Annotated in this window: 18 protein-coding genes and 2 pseudogenes; 13 read left to right on the plus strand and 7 right to left on the minus strand. The window is 40.4% G+C overall.

Features of this window, described 5'->3' with window-relative positions; genetic code table 11:
* Positions 1 to 55 precede the first annotated feature (55 nt).
* From uvrC to I5515_RS07840, 5 genes are all read left to right on the plus strand, one after another.
* Positions 56 to 1,855 (plus strand): excinuclease ABC subunit UvrC, encoded by a 1,800-nt coding sequence (gene uvrC, locus I5515_RS07820; RefSeq protein WP_199965555.1) that lies wholly within the window; start codon positions 56 to 58, stop codon positions 1,853 to 1,855.
* Positions 1,856 to 1,975: 120 nt separating this feature from the next.
* Entirely contained in the window at positions 1,976 to 2,770 is a 795-nt protein-coding gene (locus I5515_RS07825; protein WP_199965556.1) for a thioesterase family protein, read from the plus strand.
* Positions 2,771 to 2,888: 118 nt separating this feature from the next.
* Positions 2,889 to 3,476 carry a CDP-diacylglycerol--glycerol-3-phosphate 3-phosphatidyltransferase gene (pgsA, locus tag I5515_RS07830; protein WP_199965557.1) on the plus strand — a complete coding sequence of 196 codons (588 nt, stop codon included), beginning with the start codon at positions 2,889 to 2,891 and terminating at the stop codon, positions 3,474 to 3,476.
* A 125-nt stretch (positions 3,477 to 3,601) separates the two neighbouring features.
* Positions 3,602 to 4,456 carry a methylated-DNA--[protein]-cysteine S-methyltransferase gene (locus tag I5515_RS07835; RefSeq protein ID WP_199965558.1) on the plus strand — a complete coding sequence of 285 codons (855 nt, stop codon included), beginning with the start codon at positions 3,602 to 3,604 and terminating at the stop codon, positions 4,454 to 4,456.
* Positions 4,453 to 5,064, plus strand: a complete 612-nt coding sequence (locus I5515_RS07840; RefSeq protein WP_199965559.1) for an alpha-ketoglutarate-dependent dioxygenase AlkB family protein — start codon at positions 4,453 to 4,455, stop codon at positions 5,062 to 5,064. Before I5515_RS07835 ends, I5515_RS07840 begins: the two co-directional genes overlap by 4 nt.
* A 194-nt stretch (positions 5,065 to 5,258) precedes the next feature.
* Here I5515_RS07840 and I5515_RS07845 read toward each other — a convergent pair whose 3' ends face one another.
* The gene (locus tag I5515_RS07845; protein WP_199965560.1) at positions 5,259 to 6,032 is read right to left on the minus strand and encodes an IclR family transcriptional regulator; all 774 of its coding nucleotides are present in this window, start codon (positions 6,030 to 6,032) and stop codon (positions 5,259 to 5,261) included.
* Between the two features lie 367 nt (positions 6,033 to 6,399).
* Between I5515_RS07845 and I5515_RS07850 the strand changes: the two are divergent.
* From I5515_RS07850 to I5515_RS07865, 4 genes and pseudogenes are all read left to right on the plus strand, one after another.
* Positions 6,400 to 6,532: pseudogene (locus tag I5515_RS07850) on the plus strand (hypothetical protein).
* On the plus strand, positions 6,523 to 8,622 hold the full coding sequence (locus I5515_RS07855; RefSeq protein WP_199965561.1) for an FUSC family protein: 2,100 nt from the start codon (positions 6,523 to 6,525) through the stop codon (positions 8,620 to 8,622). The pseudogene I5515_RS07850 and the gene I5515_RS07855 overlap by 10 nt, the downstream one beginning before the upstream one ends.
* Positions 8,615 to 8,821 (plus strand): DUF1656 domain-containing protein, encoded by a 207-nt coding sequence (locus tag I5515_RS07860; protein WP_199965562.1) that lies wholly within the window; start codon positions 8,615 to 8,617, stop codon positions 8,819 to 8,821. Before I5515_RS07855 ends, I5515_RS07860 begins: the two co-directional genes overlap by 8 nt.
* Positions 8,822 to 8,860: 39 nt before the next feature.
* Positions 8,861 to 9,862, plus strand: coding sequence for an HlyD family secretion protein (locus tag I5515_RS07865; RefSeq protein WP_199965563.1), 1,002 nt, complete (start codon positions 8,861 to 8,863; stop codon positions 9,860 to 9,862).
* A gap of 57 nt (positions 9,863 to 9,919) precedes the next feature.
* On the opposite strand, the gene ruvX is transcribed toward I5515_RS07865, so the two are convergent.
* The 3 genes from ruvX to recN form a co-directional block, all read right to left on the minus strand.
* Positions 9,920 to 10,360, minus strand: a complete 441-nt coding sequence (ruvX, locus tag I5515_RS07870; RefSeq protein ID WP_002115066.1) for a Holliday junction resolvase RuvX — start codon at positions 10,358 to 10,360, stop codon at positions 9,920 to 9,922.
* Positions 10,360 to 10,914, minus strand: coding sequence for a YqgE/AlgH family protein (locus tag I5515_RS07875; protein WP_003654562.1), 555 nt, complete (start codon positions 10,912 to 10,914; stop codon positions 10,360 to 10,362). The genes ruvX and I5515_RS07875 overlap by 1 nt, the downstream gene beginning before the upstream one ends.
* A gap of 125 nt (positions 10,915 to 11,039) precedes the next feature.
* The gene (gene recN / locus I5515_RS07880; protein ID WP_199965564.1) at positions 11,040 to 12,707 is read right to left on the minus strand and encodes a DNA repair protein RecN; all 1,668 of its coding nucleotides are present in this window, start codon (positions 12,705 to 12,707) and stop codon (positions 11,040 to 11,042) included.
* Positions 12,708 to 12,861: 154 nt separating this feature from the next.
* Here recN and I5515_RS07885 point away from each other — a divergent pair.
* The 4 genes and pseudogenes from I5515_RS07885 to I5515_RS07900 all read left to right on the plus strand — a co-directional run.
* A pseudogene (locus tag I5515_RS07885) lies at positions 12,862 to 13,473 on the plus strand (tetratricopeptide repeat protein); the annotation flags it as partial.
* Between the two features lie 76 nt (positions 13,474 to 13,549).
* Positions 13,550 to 13,876: a pyrimidine/purine nucleoside phosphorylase gene (locus I5515_RS07890; RefSeq protein WP_199965566.1), complete on the plus strand. Its 327-nt coding sequence runs from the start codon at positions 13,550 to 13,552 to the stop codon at positions 13,874 to 13,876.
* Positions 13,877 to 13,978: 102 nt separating this feature from the next.
* On the plus strand, positions 13,979 to 14,728 hold the full coding sequence (rlmB, locus tag I5515_RS07895) for a 23S rRNA (guanosine(2251)-2'-O)-methyltransferase RlmB (RefSeq protein ID WP_199965568.1): 750 nt from the start codon (positions 13,979 to 13,981) through the stop codon (positions 14,726 to 14,728).
* Positions 14,729 to 14,763: 35 nt separating this feature from the next.
* Positions 14,764 to 15,678 carry a DMT family transporter gene (locus I5515_RS07900; RefSeq protein WP_199965570.1) on the plus strand — a complete coding sequence of 305 codons (915 nt, stop codon included), beginning with the start codon at positions 14,764 to 14,766 and terminating at the stop codon, positions 15,676 to 15,678.
* On the opposite strand, the gene coaE is transcribed toward I5515_RS07900, so the two are convergent.
* The 3 genes from coaE to I5515_RS07915 are packed head-to-tail and all read right to left on the minus strand — an operon-like array spanning position 15,675 to position 18,359.
* Entirely contained in the window at positions 15,675 to 16,271 is a 597-nt protein-coding gene (gene coaE, locus I5515_RS07905; RefSeq protein ID WP_199965572.1) for a dephospho-CoA kinase, read from the minus strand. The genes I5515_RS07900 and coaE overlap by 4 nt on opposite strands.
* 1 nt (position 16,272) lies before the next feature.
* Positions 16,273 to 17,133 carry a prepilin peptidase gene (locus I5515_RS17590; RefSeq protein ID WP_199965574.1) on the minus strand — a complete coding sequence of 287 codons (861 nt, stop codon included), beginning with the start codon at positions 17,131 to 17,133 and terminating at the stop codon, positions 16,273 to 16,275.
* On the minus strand, positions 17,133 to 18,359 hold the full coding sequence (locus I5515_RS07915) for a type II secretion system F family protein (RefSeq protein ID WP_199965576.1): 1,227 nt from the start codon (positions 18,357 to 18,359) through the stop codon (positions 17,133 to 17,135). The genes I5515_RS17590 and I5515_RS07915 overlap by 1 nt, the downstream gene beginning before the upstream one ends.
* Positions 18,360 to 18,376: the final 17 nt, after the last annotated feature.

The raw sequence follows: 18,376 nt of genomic DNA on the forward strand, positions 1-18,376 counted from the left end.
ACTCAGGTTGAAAACATCACATTAGGTATTCAGTATTAAGCCATGTCTGCCGATAGTGAATCAAAACGCTCGTCCCCATATTGAAAAAATTTTAGCCCATATGACCCAACTTCCAGGCGTTTATAAAATGCTAGGGAAAGAGGGCGAATTATTATATGTCGGCAAAGCAAAAAACCTAAAGAATCGGGTATCGAGTTATTTTGTTAAAACGATTGAACATCCTAAAACTCAGGCCTTAGTTGCCAGAATTTATGATATTGAAACTTTAGTCACTCGTTCAGAAACTGAAGCACTACTTCTTGAGCAAAATTTAATTAAACAACATCGCCCGCCTTATAACATCATGCTGCGGGACGATAAGTCATATGTCTATATTTTTGTGTCGGCGGATAAGCCATATCCTCGACTTGCTAGTGGCCGTGGCAAAGGGAAGCATCAAATTGGTAAGTTCTTTGGACCTTATCCAAGTGCTTATAGCGCTCGTGATACTTTACTGGTTTTACAAAAACTTTTTAATGTTCGTCAGTGTGAAAATAGCTACTTTGCACAGCGTAAGCGCCCGTGTTTGCAATATCAGATCAAACGTTGTTCCGCACCTTGTGTAGGTCTGATTTCGCCAGAAGATTATAAAGAAGACATTAATAATAGTATTCGCTTTCTGCAAGGTGATACGAAGGAGCTTAATCAAGAACTCATTGCCAAAATGGAGCAAGCGGCGGCTGAGCTCGAATTTGAAAAAGCTGTTTTTTATCGTGACCGATTATCTTTACTGCGTGAAGTTCAAGCCCAACAGGCCGTTTTTAAGGTCAAGGGTGAGGCGGATATTCTGGCAATTGCATATCAGGCTGGTGTCACATGTGTGCAGATTATGTATGTACGCAATGGGCGAATGTTAGGTGGAAAAAGCTATTTCCCTGACATGCTAGGTGATGATCTTGGTCAAATGCTCAGTGACTTTATGGCTAACTTCTACTTTCAGGTTGCCGATGAGGTACCAAATGAACTTATTGTGAATACTGCATTGCCTGACCGTAAAGAGTTAGAAGAAGGGTTGGCACAGCAGTTTGGCAAAAAAGTTCAGATTAAGAATAATGTTCGAGAAACTCGTGCTGAGTGGCTAGAGTTAGCCGAAATGAATGTTCAACATGCGATTAAAGGGCAGTTGAGTAACCATTTAGAGCTTAATGAACGTTTTCATCAATTAGAGCAAGTGGTGGGAAGACCTGTCGATCGTATTGAATGTTTTGATATTAGTCACACCATGGGTGAAGCTCCAATTGCGTCGTGTGTGGTGTTCGACCAAGGTGGTGCTCGTAAACGTGACTATCGTCAATTTGCCATTCAAGATATTACCGCAGGCGATGATTACGCTGCTATGCGCCAAGCCTTAACACGACGTTATAAAAAAGCCATATTGCCTGATCTATTGTTGATTGATGGCGGTAAAGGTCAACTTCACATGGCCATGGATGTCATGCAAGAGCTTGGGCTTGATGCTTTTATGGTGGGGGTATCTAAAGGTGAAGGGCGTAAACCAGGACTTGAGACCCTACATTTTACAGATGGCACAAAAATTCAATTACCAGAAGACCATAAGGCATTGCACTTGATTCAACAGGTGCGTGATGAAGCCCATCGCTTTGCCATTACCAAGCACCGCGCTAAACGTGATAAACGCCGTAGTACGTCGGTTTTAGAAGCGATTCCGGGGTTGGGACCAAAGCGCCGTCGAGATTTATTAACCCATTTTGGCGGGATTCAAGGCGTGTTAAAAGCATCGGAAAAAGAGCTTACACTTGTACCCGGTTTTGGTGAGATGATGGCCAGAACGATTTATAAAATTCTGCATGAATAAGCCTAGGTTTAACGGTCGAGTGACAAAATAACTCGCCAATTACTTGATGATTGACCATTCACATTCCAATCAAAATGATGAAAGATCATCCTTAATACTACTTTCGTTTTAGGGAAAGGGATGTCTTTGCTGCAATTATTTGAAGAAATAAAACAAAAGGAATGGATTGAAATACCCGTTGGATGGTTACAAGGGCGGACAGTATTTGGCGGTCTTGTTGCAGGATTGCTGATGCAAAAAGCATGCAGCAATATTCAAGATCCCCATAAGAGATTATTAAGTTGTAGTGTTACTTTTGTGGGGCCTGTACAACAGGGGGCTGCTCAATTGACTATTGAAATTTTAAGGGAAGGAAAGTCGGTCACTACACTTGAAACCCGTTTATGGCAAAATGGTGCGGTGCAAACTATTTTGGTTGCAAGCTTTGGCGTACCTCGAACTTCGAGTGTTGAAGTACAGCAAGAACCTATCGTTCCAGTTTATGCACGACCAGAAGAATTACAACCTCTTCCTTTTGCTAAACAAATGCCAGAATGCTATCAACATTTTGATGTATGCTGGGCGGAAGGTCATCATCCTGTTACAGGAAGTCAGTATCCTGACTTTGGAGGATGGTCAAGGTTTTCTCCAGATAAGCATGAAAATCGTCAAATGACATTACCAGATTTAATTGTTTTGATGGATATTTGGCCACCTGGTGTATTGCCGATGTTTAAACAAGTTGCTCCGGCAAGTTCTTTAACTTGGCACATTACCTACGTCCATCCGTTTCGACATCAATTGTGTGACTGGTTTAAATATAAAGTGGTGACTGAATATGCCGGTGAAGGTTATTCCACAGAATATGCCCATCTTTGGGACCAAAATGATCATTTAATTGCAATTTTACGGCAAACTGTTACGGTATTTACCTAAGCAGTCTACTTCCTCGATTCATATATTTCGTATAAAGTGGCTGTTACAGATAGATACAATATTGAAGAATGTATTTTTGTCTGTTACAAGATGCATGAAGACTAAATTGGCGGTGTTTATGACCACAGGGCGAATCCTGAATATCCCAAATATCCTAACTTTGGCGCGTATAGCGCTCATTCCTGTATTTTTGGTGATTGTGTATTGGCCCCCTGCAATGGGTATTGGTGAGCAAGCAGGAAGTATGAGTCGTCATATTATCTTGACTGCTATTTTTGTGTTTGCTGCTATTACCGATTGGTTTGATGGCTATTTGGCACGAACTTTAAACCAGACTTCAGCATTTGGCCGTTTCTTAGATCCAGTTGCAGATAAGCTTATGGTGGCGGCAGCACTGATTGTTTTGGTGCAATGGAATCCGACCATATCAATGGCTTTTGCGGCAATTGTCATTATTTCACGAGAAATTACAGTTTCTGCTTTACGTGAGTGGATGGCAGAACTCGGTGCACGAACCAGTGTGGCTGTATCGACAGTAGGCAAATATAAAACAGCTTTTCAGATGATTGCCATTAGTGTGTTTTTATTCAATTGGCAACCTTTAGAAATGTTAGCTTATGCGTTGTTATATACCGCCGTCATTCTGACTTTATGGTCAATGTTTATTTACCTAAAAGCAGCTTGGCCTTATTTAAAGCAACCTTAGTTTTAGATTGAATGATTAAGCCTTTCTATAATGAAAGGCTTTTTTATTTTCGGAAGTGCAAGAATCGGGTCGTCATAGGGCTTTAGCTACTTTAATGTAAGATATGAATGCTAAGGAGGTGTCACATGCAAATGCTTTCTTCTCGGCAATTTGCTGTAATTGCCACTGTAATTGAATATTTATATGAGCATCTGGATCAGCAACCCAATCTGGACGATGTTGCGAGACATATGGATTTAAGTGCAGGTTATATCCAACGTCAGTTTCAGGAATGGGTAGGTATTAGTCCGAAAAAATTTGTCCAATATATGAGTTTGCAACAGGCTAAATATTATCTGTTACAAAAGCAGAGCTTATTGGAGACCGCTTTAAACACGGGTCTGTCTGGTACTGGCCGTTTACATGATCTGTTTATTCAGCTTGAAGGGATGACTCCGGGTGAATATAAGCAGCAAGGCGAAGGAGTTACACTTAATTATTCGATTGAAACAAGTCCATTTGGTGAGTTGTTGGTTGTAAGCAGTACCAAAGGAATAAGTTCAATTCGTTTTATAGAGTCGAGTGAAAATGTTGAACATGTGATTAAACAATATTTTCCAAAAGCACAATTACAACAGCGCACACCAGTATGGCATCAACAAATTGCACAGTGGTTCGAACAAAATTTTTCAGAACACTTACAGCAGAAACTTCCGCTTAATTTGGCTGGAACCCCATTTCAACTGCAAGTATGGGAAGCGCTACTTACCATTCCAGAAGGTCAATTACGAACCTATCAAGATATTGCTGAGCAAATTGGCAAACCTAAAGCTGTTCGAGCCGTTGCTACAGCAATTGGACAAAACCCGATTGCATATTTGATTCCCTGTCATCGAGTGATCCGCGCAACGGGAATGGTCGGAGAATATCATTGGCAAAAGGGGCGTAAATTGGCATTGTTAGCTTGGGAGATGTCAAAGCAACATGGAGAGACCGTATGACCTTGGATTTATTTTCTCCAGAGCCTTGTGAGAATTTATTACCCTACGATGGTGAAGTTCAGGACTATGGTTGTATTTTAAGCCCTGAAGAAGCTGAACAATATTTTCACTATCTTTACCAGCACCTCGCCTGGAAACATGATGAGGCTAAGCTATATGGCAAGCACTTTATTACAGCTCGAAAAGTTGCATGGTATGGAGATGATTACTATCAATATAAATATTCAGGTGTCGCACGTGATTCTTTGCCGTGGGACAAAGCACTCGCCAAACTAAAACAATTGGTAGAACAGCGGCTTTCAGAAAAATTTAACTCATGTTTGGCAAACCTTTATGAAGATGGAACACAAGGCATGGCTTGGCATAGTGATTCGGATGTTTCTTTAGCTAAAACGACAACGATTGCATCTTTAAGTTTTGGAGCTACCCGTAAATTTTCTTTTAGGCACATTCAAAGTAAAGAGAAAGTTGAATTGTGGCTACAACCAGGCCAACTCATCGTGATGCGTGGCGAGACGCAACAATATTGGCAACATCGTTTAAATCGCTCAACAAAGATTTTACAGCCGCGTATTAATCTTACTTTCAGGCAGTTTCAGTTTTCCTGAGTTTTATTAAAAATTGGGTAAGAAAAAAGCCCATGATGGCAACATGAGCTTATTCCTCTGAGGGGGATGCTTCTATTGATGAGCTGCTGATGAAAAGAATCACCAATAGGAGCTAAAATCATAATATGAGAATATCATGAAATATTCAATGCATAAAAGTGTAAGAAAAGGTTAAATTATCATAAGGTGGAGTTTTAGATTTCACCTTTTTCAGATAGTTCCATAAAACGTTGCTCAATAAGCCCTGCATTTTCTTGCAAAATTTCGATAAGCTTTTGAATATTTAAAAAATCAAAGCGATTTTTAGAAGCAACTAAAGTTAAAGCTAAAGGCACTTCTTTATTCGAAAAACGAACTGGAACAGCAAGGCCAGAAACATTCGGATCAATCTCACCTTGTGAGAAATAGAACCCTTGTTTTTTAATTTTACGCATACGTTGAATAAAGCTTGGTTCATCTTCAGCAAAACCAGATTGTTTTAATTCTTGCTGATAACGATGATAGTAGTCCTGCATTCGTTGTTTACTTAAATGCGAAACCATTGTTTTTGGAGATGACCCAACGTAAATAGGTCTTGGGCAGCCTCGGCCATATGACAGTAATTCGGTGTCTTTGAATATTTCATGATGAATGTCAATGCAATAGTCATCATTTAAATAGGTGAGCAAGCAGCACAGTTCGGTACGTTCTACAATATTTCGCATAAATGGCGTGCTGATTTGAACCAGAGGGTCTGTTGTTCTTGATATATAGTCAAGAACTGCAATTTTTGAGCCTAAGGTATAATCGCCAGACGTGCCATTAATACGTTTTAATAGATCAGTAGAGACCAATTCTTTTAGGTAACGGTAACTCGTTGGTTTGGACAAGCCAAGTTCTTCGCAAATAATATCGACATTAATCACTGGACGCGAAACTGAAAATAGGTCCAGTACGGTTAAAATTTTGCCAAAACTTGAAATTGCCATAGTGTCTTGTTTGTATCCTTTAATAATGGGTCACATTTGAGTTCTTATAACAGAAAAAAAGAAGATTTGTCTCAATTCTAAAATAAATGTCTAATTTGACTATTTTACTCTGACAAAGAGAAAACTTCTCTTGGCTTATACATCATATATGATTATTAAAAAATACATCAAATTATCAAATAGAGATATTTTAGTTGACTAAATCGCTTTATTTTGAAAAAATTGCCAAACAAAATATCTAATCGAGAAATTGGTCTATTCTGGCTGACTTTCTTGATATCTCTTCTTTCCGAAGTTTGGCCGTTTAAATAGCGCCCAATCTGAAATCATCTCGGCCACTCATGCGGGATGTGGAAAAATCATTGTATTGAAGGATGTTCCTCATATCATTTGTTTATTCGACAAATGGCAAAGTTGTGTTGTCTTTAGAAAGATAATTTAACATTGAGGGGCATGCTCATCAGTTCAAATCTGTATTTGAGATGAGTTCATGTTATTAAAGCAAATACTGGCGTTTCGCCCGAGTAGGCTTGATCTGATCTTTGCAATTAAAACATTTATTGCCGGAATGCTGGCATTATTTGTTTCATTTGAATTAGATCTGATTAACCCGATGTGGTCGATTGGTACGGTCTTGATTATTGCCAATCCATATTCAGGAATGGTCTCCTCTAAGTGTGTCTACCGTGTGGTTGGGACGATTGGTGGGGCAGTGATTGCCTTAACCTTAACGCCTCACCTGATTAATACACCGTGGTTATTTACTGTGGTGCTATCGCTGTGGGTGGGTTTTGCACTTTATGTGTCTTTACTCGATCGGACTCCACGCAGTTATGCTTTTATGCTGGCGGGTTATTCGACAGCCATGATTGTCTTCAACTCGATTACTTATATTGATCAATATAATATTTTTGATATTGCTTTAGCCCGAGTCATAGAGATTTCGATTGGGGTAATTTCAAGTGCTGTGGTTTCTGCCACCATTCTTCCAATGCACATTGGTTCTGCGATTAAGCAGCGTGTCATCAAAACGCTTAAAGATACAGAGAGTCTGTTTGCTAATTTATTAACTGCTGATTCGCAAAAAAACAATACTCAACTTTTAGCGACCATTACTCGAGACACCACAGATATTCATGCTTTGGCAGTACATTTAAGTTATGAAAAGGGTGAGCTGCATGGTATGACCAAACCATTGCAGGAAATGCTTCATCAAATCTCAATGGTGGTTGCTAATCTGGTCGCTTTATCTGAGCGTATAAAACAACTTCAAGAACTTCGATTCATTGAAACTCATTCAGAAAAACTACAACAGCTTTCAGCGCATGTTGTACATTTTTTAGAGCAAAAAGATCTGATTGTTGATGAAAATATTTTGCAGTTACCAGATGAGTTTGAAAGTGATTTCTTAAGTTTGATGGACTCGGCTTCGACACATCAGCAAGTTTTGGTCGCAGCTATGAAAATGGATGTACGCCATTTCATTAGCAATGTTTTAGCGGTTAAAGTCTTGTGGCAAAGAATTCAGCAAGGCAATAAAGAAATCCCTGACAACATTACGCCAATGACCACCAAATATCCAAGTTTACACCGTGACCATGGTGTGGCGATACGAGGCGGTATTAGTGCAGTCCTTATTACATTTATTGTGACTGGGGTCTGGATTGTTTCGGGCTGGAAAGCTGGATTTATGATGGCGCAAATGGGCGCAGTAACCGCCTGTATTTTAACGGCCTTAGATAACCCAGTTCCAGTTTTACGTATTTTTATCTGGGGAAGTATCGCTTCAGCAGTTTTAGTTTTCGTTTATGCATTTGGTATTTTCCCTCATGTCACCACATTCTGGGAACTTGGACTGGTTCTATTACCGATGTTCCTGTTCGCGGTTTCTATGATGGCCAACCAGATGCTTATGCCAGTGGGTATGGTTTTGGGTATTAATACCATGATGGGCCTAAATCTACATAATGCTTATAGCATGGATGCTGTGTCTTATCTTGATGGTTCTTTTGCCATGATTCTGGGTGTCTTAGTGTCTTTGGTGGTCATTGACGTGGTTCGGGCAATGTCTCCGGACACGAGTGCAAGTCGTATTCTGGCTTTGCATTATCGTGCAATGAGACAGGCGATCTATTTGCCTTATGGTCTTGATTTTAAAGTTCACTTACGCAGCATGCTGGATCGAATCGGAATTCTTAACAGTAAAGTCGTGCAATCTAGTGAGATTAAAACCTCAATTCATCAGGCATTGATTGAGTCGAGCAGTATTGTCGATTTAAGTAGATTACAAGAACTGGCGAATCAGTTCCCTCAAAATTCAGAATTGACCCATCACATCGGAAATCTGCAACAAAATCTGGATGAGCTATTTAGAGCTAAAGAAAATGATGGAAACGATACGACGGCTTTAGTCGAACGAATCCACCAAGCGTTATTTGAATTAAAACAACTTGCTTCAAATGTTGAAGATATGACGATGCGACAAAGATTACTCATTTCACTGAACAATATTGCTTATAGCATGTGTCATGTTTCGTCAGACCAAATGAATGAAAACAGCATCCTTAAAGGAGCCACAGCAAATGGGTGAGTTTAATGTTTATGGGATTTATGTGCCTTCTTTGCTCATCCAAGCCCTCTTGGCATATATATGTTTTCGTGGGTTAAGTCGGTTGACCAACAAGTGGATTGCACAAGGTTGGATTGCATTACCTAGTATTTTCAATTTGTGTTTTTACCTTTTACTACTCTTGGTAATACATCAAATTTTTGTTGAGGTCGGTGCGTAGAGATGATTGCGAAATTAAAGATTGAGTTAGGTGAGTGAAATGAATCAGGTGGATTTGAAAAAAGTCATCCGTCCAGTAATTTTGATTGTCGCATTAATGGTGGCGGTCTATACCATTGTGCATTTGTGGAACTACTATAATGCAGCGCCGTGGACACGTGATGGTCGAGTGCGTGGTGACGTTATTCAAGTATCTTCGGATGTCGCTGGCCTTGTCACGGAAGTATTGGTTCAAGATAACCAGACTGTGAAAAAAGGTCAGGTGCTCTTTAAAATTGATGTTTCTCGCCGTGCCTTGGATGTAGAGCAGGCAAAATCGGATTTAGCAAAAGCAAATGCAGCCTTTGCTCAAGCGCAGGCTGGTTTGGCACAAGCCAAAGCGAACTTGATTAAATCGGCCAGTAATATCAAATTGGCTGAGAAAAATGCCGGTCGTTACTCGAACTTAATGGATGGCGCTATCTCTAAACAAGAACAAGACCAAGTGTTTGCGACACGTGATCAATCCCATGCAGAGCATGAGCAACTCCAAGCAGCAATTCAGCAGGCTGAAGCAACTGTTAAGCAACAACAGGCTCTCATTGAGGTTGCAACAAGTAATTTGCATTTGGCCGAGCTTAATATGCATCGTGCCGCTGTCATTGCTCCTGCTGATGGTACTTTATCTAACTTTGATATGCGTCCAGGTAACTATGTTCAGGTTGGGCAGGCTGTTGCAGCATTACTTGACCGTAAGCAGCTCTATGTGGTGGGATATTTTGAAGAAACAAAATTAGACCGCATTCATATTGGCGATCAGGCCAGTGTACAGTTAATGGGTGATAGTCAGAAAATTAAAGGCCATGTACAAGGTATTGCATCGGGTATTGAAGATCGTGAGCGTTCAAGTAGTTCTAAGCTTCTTGCCAATGTAAATCCAACCTTTAGCTGGGTTCGTTTAGCACAGCGTGTGCCTGTAAAAATTGTATTAGACGAAGCACCAAAAAATCAGCTGGCTTTTGTGTCTGGACGAACTGCGACTGTACATATCGTTGAAAAATAAATTCGAAGTGATTTGATTAAAAAAAAGCATGTAGTTTTAATTACATGCTTTTTTGTTTTATGGTGTTAATCCAACTGGATTTCGATACCAACTCTGAATGAGTAGTGCAGCGGCAAAACTATCTGCCGAGAGCTTCTTTGCTCGACCTTGTTCTTGGTAAAAACCAAGTTCTTCTCTCGCTTCACGTGTAGTTAAGCGCTCATCTACCATCAACGTTTCTATGTTGGTTTGATGGCGTAAACGTCTCGCAAATTTGCGGGCACGTGTAGAGAGTTCTGACTCGCTATCGTCCATATTTAATGGCAGGCCAACCAAAAACAAATCGGGTTGCCATTCTTTCACAATTTTTAAGAGCTGATCCCAGTTCGGGATACCATCTTTCATGACAAATAAAGGGAGAGGGTTGGCACTTTCAATTGAAGACTGGCCAATCGCCATTCCCATTTTTTGAGTGCCAAAGTCAAAAGCCATAATCGATTTTGATTGTGTTTCGGTCATTAAGCGTGTCCGATTTCAGATGCTAGCCACGCGCGATCTACACCAATTTTTTTGTAAGCTGCATCCCAACGATCGTCATAAGGCAGATTGAAAATCAGATCCATATCGGCGTCACAAATGAGCCAGTCACCACGTGTAATTTCGTCTTCTAACTGATTTTTGCTCCAGCTCGCATACCCTAATGCAATCTGGTATCGGCCTACACCTTCGTTATGGGCAATCGCATCGAGAATATCTTTACTGGTTGTAATACAAACATTTTCACCTACAGCAATAGATGAATGCCATGTTGGTTGTCCAGTATGAAGAACAAATCCAGCTTCAGGACGTAAAGGGCCACCTTGTAAAACCGCATGTGGATTTACATTGTCTGCTTCAATGTCGAGATCATTGAGTAATTCTTTAATTTGAATACCGGAAGGACGATTAATAATAATGCCTTGAGCACCTTCTTCATCATGACGGGCAAGATAAATTACAGTGTTTGCAAAAAAGTCATCTGCCATTTCTGGCGGGGCAATCAGACAACGGTGAGTCAGATATTGTTTGGTCACCTAAGCGGTTCTCCCTCAAAAAATGTCACTAGAGGGCCTCTCGACCCTTTTATCTATATAGGTTCTTTTTATCAACATACAAGAGTTAATCGGATTTCGCCAATCTTTTTCTCTCATTTTCTTTATTAATTCGAAGAAGCCTGAAATTTAAGTTGGCGTAATTGTCTGGCGTGCTGCAAGGTTGTTTCATTAATTTCAACACCACCTGACATGCGTGCCAACTCAAAAATGATTTGATTTTCATCAAGTTCCACAATTGTACTGCTGGCTGGGTCAGTCTGTTGTTTTTTCACTAATAAATGCTGATCAGATTGTGCAGCAACTTGTGCTTGGTGAGTAATACACAAGAGTTGAACATGTTGGGCTAAGTCGGCAAGTAAACGTCCCACAACTTCTGCGGTGCCACCACTAATCCCGACATCAATTTCATCAAACACTAAAACTTCGGATTCAGTTTTTTCAGCATTCATGACTTGCATAACGAGTGCAATACGTGAAAGCTCACCACCCGAAGCTACTCGTGCCAATGGTTGCGGAGGGATACCTTTATTGGCAGTAAATAAAAGTTGGATAAAGCTTAAACCCTCTGCACCTGGTTGTTCTAATGGTTCGAACTTAAACTCGAAGTGTGCCTCTGGTAGCGCTAAAGGTTTCACTTGTTCAGTCAATTGTTTGGCAAGTGGCGCGGCAGCTTCGCGACGAATATTGTCTAAATGTTGGGCTTTCTCTAAAAATTCTTCATGCGATTTTTCAACTTGCTCCGCCAGAGTTTCTGGGTCTTCAAGTTGATGCAATTGTTCAAGCTCACGTTGCCAAGCTTCATATTCTTCTTTAAGTGTTTCAGGTTGAGTCCGATATTTACGTGCCAGACGATGAAAAACTTCAAGTTTAGAATTGAGTTCTTCCATTCGTTCAGGGTCAAAGCTCTGACGATCAATGAATTGACGCAAGTTTGCCGTTGCATCGTCCATTTCACTTTGAGCATTCAGTAAAGAATTATAAATCTCAGAAAGGTGTTCGCTACGCCCCGCATGAGACTCTAATCTGCGAATAACCGAAGATATTTCTTGAGTAATATTCTGCTCTGCTTCATCTAAAACATTTAAGCTATAGCTACAGTCTTGCATGATATGTTCATGATGACTGAGGCGATCGAACTCTTGCTCAATTTCTTTATAGTCGGTTTGAATGACCTCTTCGAGTTCTTCAATTTGATGCTCTAAAGTGCCAATGCGTTGCAGACGTGTTGCCTGAGCATCTAAGGCTGCTTGATGCAAACGAATTGTGCGCTGCCACATGCTATAGGCTTCACGTACATCATTCGCTTCAACATAAAAATTGTTATAACGATCTAACCAATGCTTTGGATAAGGTGGTTCAAGAAGTTGCTGCTGACTGTGCTGGCTATACAATTGAACAAGCAAACGGCCCAATTCTTTGAGTTCAGATAAACTGCTCGGACGGCCATTGACCCATGCTTTACTACGACCAGTTGCAAAAATAACACGACGTAAATGAATTTCCCCAGAATCATCATCTAGCTCGTGTTCTTGTAGCCATTTTGCTTCGGGGCTATTCTTTTGATAGGTAAAAACGGCGGTGATATCTGCTTTGTCCGAACCATAACGGACATAATTCGTATCGGTACGCTCTCCTAGACAGGCAGAAAGTGCATCCAGTAATAATGATTTTCCGGCACCTGTTTCGCCTGTTAGAACATTAAATCCCTGTTCTATATCAATAGCTAAATGATCAGCTAATGCAAAATTAATTAAAGTTAAATGTGTGAGCATAAAAACGCATCCAACGCGCCAAATTATGGGTTAAAGATAGAGAAGTTTTGAATTTGCTACAAGTGATCTATTATTCTAACTGAAATTATAGAACAGTAAGATTGCAGATATTTACAATGAAAAAAACATTAAGCTTACCGAAATCACCTCTAGGGATGATTCAACCGTTAAGCATTTTCTTATACGTGATGCTGACTTGAGTGTGTCGTATCGTGAAAAGGCGGCTGTAGAGGAATGCTTCACAAGTGATAAATGGTTTCACTTAATGCAAGATAATTATTCTTATATTGAGCTAATTCTGGCTTGAATGTGGGGCGAAAATACAGGGATTTTTCATAATATTGAAGCACATATCAGAGATTATGTTGCCACCGAACGATAGCTGGATAATTGGGTAATTGATCAGCATTATTTACGTTATTGTATTTGGCCGACTTTAAAACAGAGTGTGCTTATACATGATAGCCAATAATTTAATTCAGATGCTATCGATTTTCCAGCTTACGATTTGGGGTTAATGCAAAATGATACTGAAAATTTTCATGTAGGAATGAATGACGGTTTACCAATAGTTGCTAGAGTAGTTACTCATCTAACAGCACAACGAGTGTATTGGGTACACCTAGATGAAAATCAGGTCGAAGTTTGCAGATATGATGTAATTGTGTCGAATAGTCGAAATATTGAGATTAACTTACCTCATGCTTTTGCCAAAAAAAATCAGGCCGAGCGGTGGAAATTACAAGTCTATCCGTATGAAAACTGATTGATTAGTTATTTAGGCACAATTAAACTACATTCAACATAATTTATATAAATGCGGCATTATCTGGAGAATGTGCATGAGTACAAACCAATTTGATCATGTAACGGTCATCAAAAAATCAAACGTTTATTTTGGTGGAGCATGTATCAGCCATACCGTGCAATTTGAAGATGGAACGAAAAAAACACTAGGTGTTATTTTGCCGACAGAACAACCTTTAACTTTTGAAACGCACGTTCCTGAGCGTATGGAAATTATTTCAGGTGAATGTCGTGTAAAAATTGCGGACGGTAATGAAAGTGAGTTGTTTCGTGCAGGCCAATCATTTTATGTACCTGGGAATAGTGTTTTCAAAATCGAAACGGATGAAGTGCTCGATTACGTGTGCCATTTAGAAGGCTAAGAAATTCCTGTTCAAATCGGGTACACTATGCCCAAAGAAATCCTGCGAAGTTTGCTTTGCAGGATTTTTATTTTTTTGCTTAAACATTGTTAGAGGTCATGCATGGCAAAACAGGAATATTATTATGGCGTTCATTCAGTGGAGTCATTGTTAGAGCTTGAGCCAGAGCGTGTGCTAACCCTGTTTACTTTAAAAGGACGGGATGATCACCGTTTGCAAAAGATTTTGCAATTGGCCGAGCCTTTTGGAATTAGTGTACAAAAAGCAAGCCGCGATAGTCTTGAAAAACTTGCAGGTCTACCATTTCATCAAGGTGTAGTTGCAGCAGTGCGTCCGCATCCTGTGTTAAATGAGCAAGATCTTGATCAAATCTTAAGTGAAACTCCAGATGCTTTATTATTGGCATTGGATCAGGTCACAGACCCACATAACTTAGGGGCTTGTATCCGTACTGCCGCTGCAATGGGGGTACAAGCAGTCATCGTGCCTCGTGATCGTGCGGCAAGTTTAACGCCAACTGCTCGTAAAGTTGCAGCGGGTGGAGCCGAGAAAGTTAAATTTATTCAGGTCACAAATTTAGCGCGTACATTGGCTCATCTTAAAGAAACAACACATGTCCGCGTGATTGGTACCATGCTTGATGAAAGCGCATTACCACTTCAAAAATGCGATTTTTCTGGCCCAGTTGTAATTGTGATGGGAGCTGAAGATACCGGTCTGCGTCCTATTACACAGGCACAGTGCGATCATAAAGTTTATATTCCTATGTCAGGAAATCTACAGAGTCTAAATGTTAGTGTGGCGACTGGGATGGCGCTTTACGAAGCTTGCCGCCAGCGTTCTGAGGTATAATTTAGCTGCCTTTCTAGTTTTTAAGTCATCTTGATATGTCTCCCCGTAAGCAAGGTTATTTCTTTGTATTGGTGACCATGTGCATTTGGGGCGGGTTTACGCTTTTTGCCCGTTTAAATGCACAGTGGCACATCAGTGCTTGGGATATTGCCGCATTGCGCTTCGCTATAGCCTTTCTAATTTTAATGCCTATTCTGATCTATAAAAAAGATCTCGCTTTTTTGTGGAGTAAGCATGCGGTTATTTTGGCTTTGATTGGTGGGGTTATTTATTGTCTCACCGTCTACACTGCTTTTCTCTATGCTCCCGCTGCGCATGCTGCAATTTTCTTAAATGGCTGTATCCCAATTTGTACTGCATTTGCAGCATACATTTTATTTCGGCAGCCATTTGATAAACATACATGGATTAGTCTTGCAATCATGATCGGCGCTTTGGCCCTTATGAGCGCTTTAATGCTGCAAGGTAATGCCTCTGCTTTTGGAATAGGTGATCTACTCCTTTTTATTAGTGCGATTTGGTGGGGCATTTTCACTGTGTTACTTAAACAGTGGAAACTGTCTGCATGGCACTCAATGGCAAGTGTTGCGATTTGGTCTGCGATTATTTATTTGCCCATCTATGTTTTATTCTTACCTAAGTATTTCATGGAAGTCAGTCCTGTTCATTTAGCCATACAAGGCATTTTTCATGGTGTGTTTGTCGTTATTATTGCAACTTTGACTTATGTTGCAGCGATTCAGCGTTTAGGTGCTTTTAAAACAGGAAGTATTGTGACTTTGGCGCCATTTATCGCTGCTATTTTAGCAGTGCCTTTACTTGGCGAGTCATTAAGCCCATCGATTGTTGTGGGCTTAGTCGGAATGGGAGTCGGTGCCTTACAACCTTGGCGTTGGTTTCGACCAGATAGCTTGGCACAAAAAATTAAACAGCAAAATAAACCAGATTAGTTTGCACGTTTCAAATAGCTTTGATGTAAAGGCTCTAATTGTTGGTGTAAATGTTCGAGTAATCCGTCATTAAACACAACGTCATTTGCAAGTTCTCGTTTTCGCTCACGTGGCATTTGCGCTGCAATAATTTTTTGGATTTGTTCTTGGTTTTGTCCATCGCGTTGGCTTGCACGCTGAATTTGAGTTTGTTCACTCGCATCAACTAATAATGTGTGATTTACCAATTCATGCTGGTTGGTTTCAAAGAGCAATGGCGAAACTAAAATCACATAGGCGCTACGCGGATTTTGTAATTGTTGAATAATTGATTGGCGAATTGCAGGATGCGTAATTTGCTCAAGTGACTGGCGCGCTTGTGGATTTTGAAAAATATACTCGCGTAGGGCGCGGCGGTCTAGATTCCCATCGGATTGAAGTACCCAGTCTCCAAAAGTTTGTTGGATTTTTTGAAGGGCAGGTTGGCCTTTTTCAACCACTTCGCGAGCAACAATGTCGGCATCGACGACTTGTATTCCTTGGGATTCAAACCATTGTGTTGCAGCAGATTTTCCACTGCCAATTCCACCTGTGACTCCCAGAATAAAAGCCATCTTAACCTCCCAAATAGATTTTCATAATCTGGTCACCCCATAAAAAGGCAACCCAGCCTGCAATGGCAATATACGGCCCAAAGGCAAAGGGCTGATTGTCATTGCGTAATTTTAGTAAAATGATGCCTATAATTGCACCCAGTAAAGATGACAATAACACAATTAATGGCAGCATCAATGGCCCCATCCATGCACCTAACGCAGCAAGCAACTTAAAGTCGCCATACCCCATGCCTTCTTTACCTGTAATCACTTTAAACAAGTAATACACAATCCACAGGCATAAAAAACCGATTAAGTAACCCCAAATGGCTGAAGTGGGTGTGGTGTAGATGCTAAAGGTATTAATGCCTAAACCAAGCGCAGCCAAAGGTAGGGTAAAACGGTCGGGTAGTAGCTGAGTATCAAAGTCTATAAATGTCAAAGCAATCAGGACCCAAGTCAGGACTAGTCCAAAAAGCATTTGTAGGGTTGGGCCAAACACCATGACCACAACCAGTGAACACGTCATTGTTAGTAGTTCGATGGCTGGGTAGCGCATGCTAATTGCATGCTCACAATGCCCACATTTACCTTTTAAAGCCAGCCAACTGATGACAGGGATATTCTGATACCAGCGGATGGGTTGATGACACTGAGGGCATGAGGAAGCAGGCTTACTTAATGTCAGCTTTTCATGGTCAATAATGGGTTGTTCAGGATTTAGTAGCATTTGACATTCTTGCTGCCAATCTTGTTCCATCATTTTTGGGGTGCGATAAATCACCACATTCAGAAAGCTACCAATACACAGGCTCAATAATGCAACTACAATATAAAGTGCAGTTAAGTTTTGAATAAAATAAGCAATCATTTCTTGCATTATACGACTGAGCCCATTTGGAAAATTGGAAGATACATAGCAATAACCAGACCGCCTACAAGTACCCCTAAAATTGCCATAATTAAAGGTTCCATCATTGAAGTTAAGCCATCAACGGCATTATCAACTTCATTTTCATAGTACGTGGCAACTTTATCCAGCATGCTGTCTAGAGCACCAGATTCTTCACCAATTGCGACCATTTGTATAGCCATAGATGGAAAACGATTAGATACACGCATTGCAAACTGAAGTTGTTGGCCTGTTGCAACATCTTCACGAATTTTCATGACAGCTTGTTCATAGATGACATTATTGGTTGCACCGGCAGTTGATTCGAGCGCATCGATGAGTGGAACACCTGCTGCAAACGTGGTTGCTAAAGTACGGCTGTAACGGGCAATAATCGCCTTATAAACCAAATCACCAAAGATAGGTAGTTTCAGGGTGAGTTTGTCTAAACCATCACGGAATTTTTTACTACGTTTTTTAGCTTCTAGAAATGCGGCAATAATTGCCCCAATCACAATAATCATAATGAACCAGTATTCCTGCATCCATTTCGACATATTCACGACCATTTGCGTGAATGCAGGTAAATCTGCGCCAAAAGAAGAAAATAGGTCTTGGAAAACGGGAACTACTTTAACCATCAAAATAATGGTAACGATTACAGCGACCACAATAACCGTTGCAGGGTATTTCATGGCCTTTTTGATTTTTTGCTTAAGTAATTCACTTTTTTCTTTGTAAATTGCTACACGGTCCAGCATGGTTTCAAGTGCACCAGATTGTTCGCCGGACTCTACGAGAGAACAAAACAAGTTGTCGAAGTGTTGAGGATACTTTCTTAATGCTGAGGCAAAAGTACTACCACCTTCAACTTCACCTTTAATACCAAGTACTACCTCGCGCATAGCTGGGTTTTCTAAACCTTCAGCCACAATTTCAAAGCCTTGTACCAGTGGTACACCTGCTTTCATCATGGTTGCAAGTTGTCGAGTAAAAATCGTGATATCGAGTGTTGATACTTTTTTCTTGAATAAACCCTCAAGAATATTTTTACGCTTTTCCCGAATATTACGGACAGTTACACCTTGTTTGCGTAGGGTGACTTTGGCTAAAGCCATATTTTTAGCCGGAAGTTCTCCCTTAATTTTTACGCCCTTACGGTCAACCCCTTCATAAGCAAAAGTCGGCATCAATTGTGCCTTTTTGACAGTCATGACATTATCCTTATTTT

This window comes from Acinetobacter calcoaceticus (assembly GCF_016508255.1).
GTDB classification, from domain to species: Bacteria; Pseudomonadota; Gammaproteobacteria; order Pseudomonadales; family Moraxellaceae; genus Acinetobacter; species Acinetobacter calcoaceticus_E.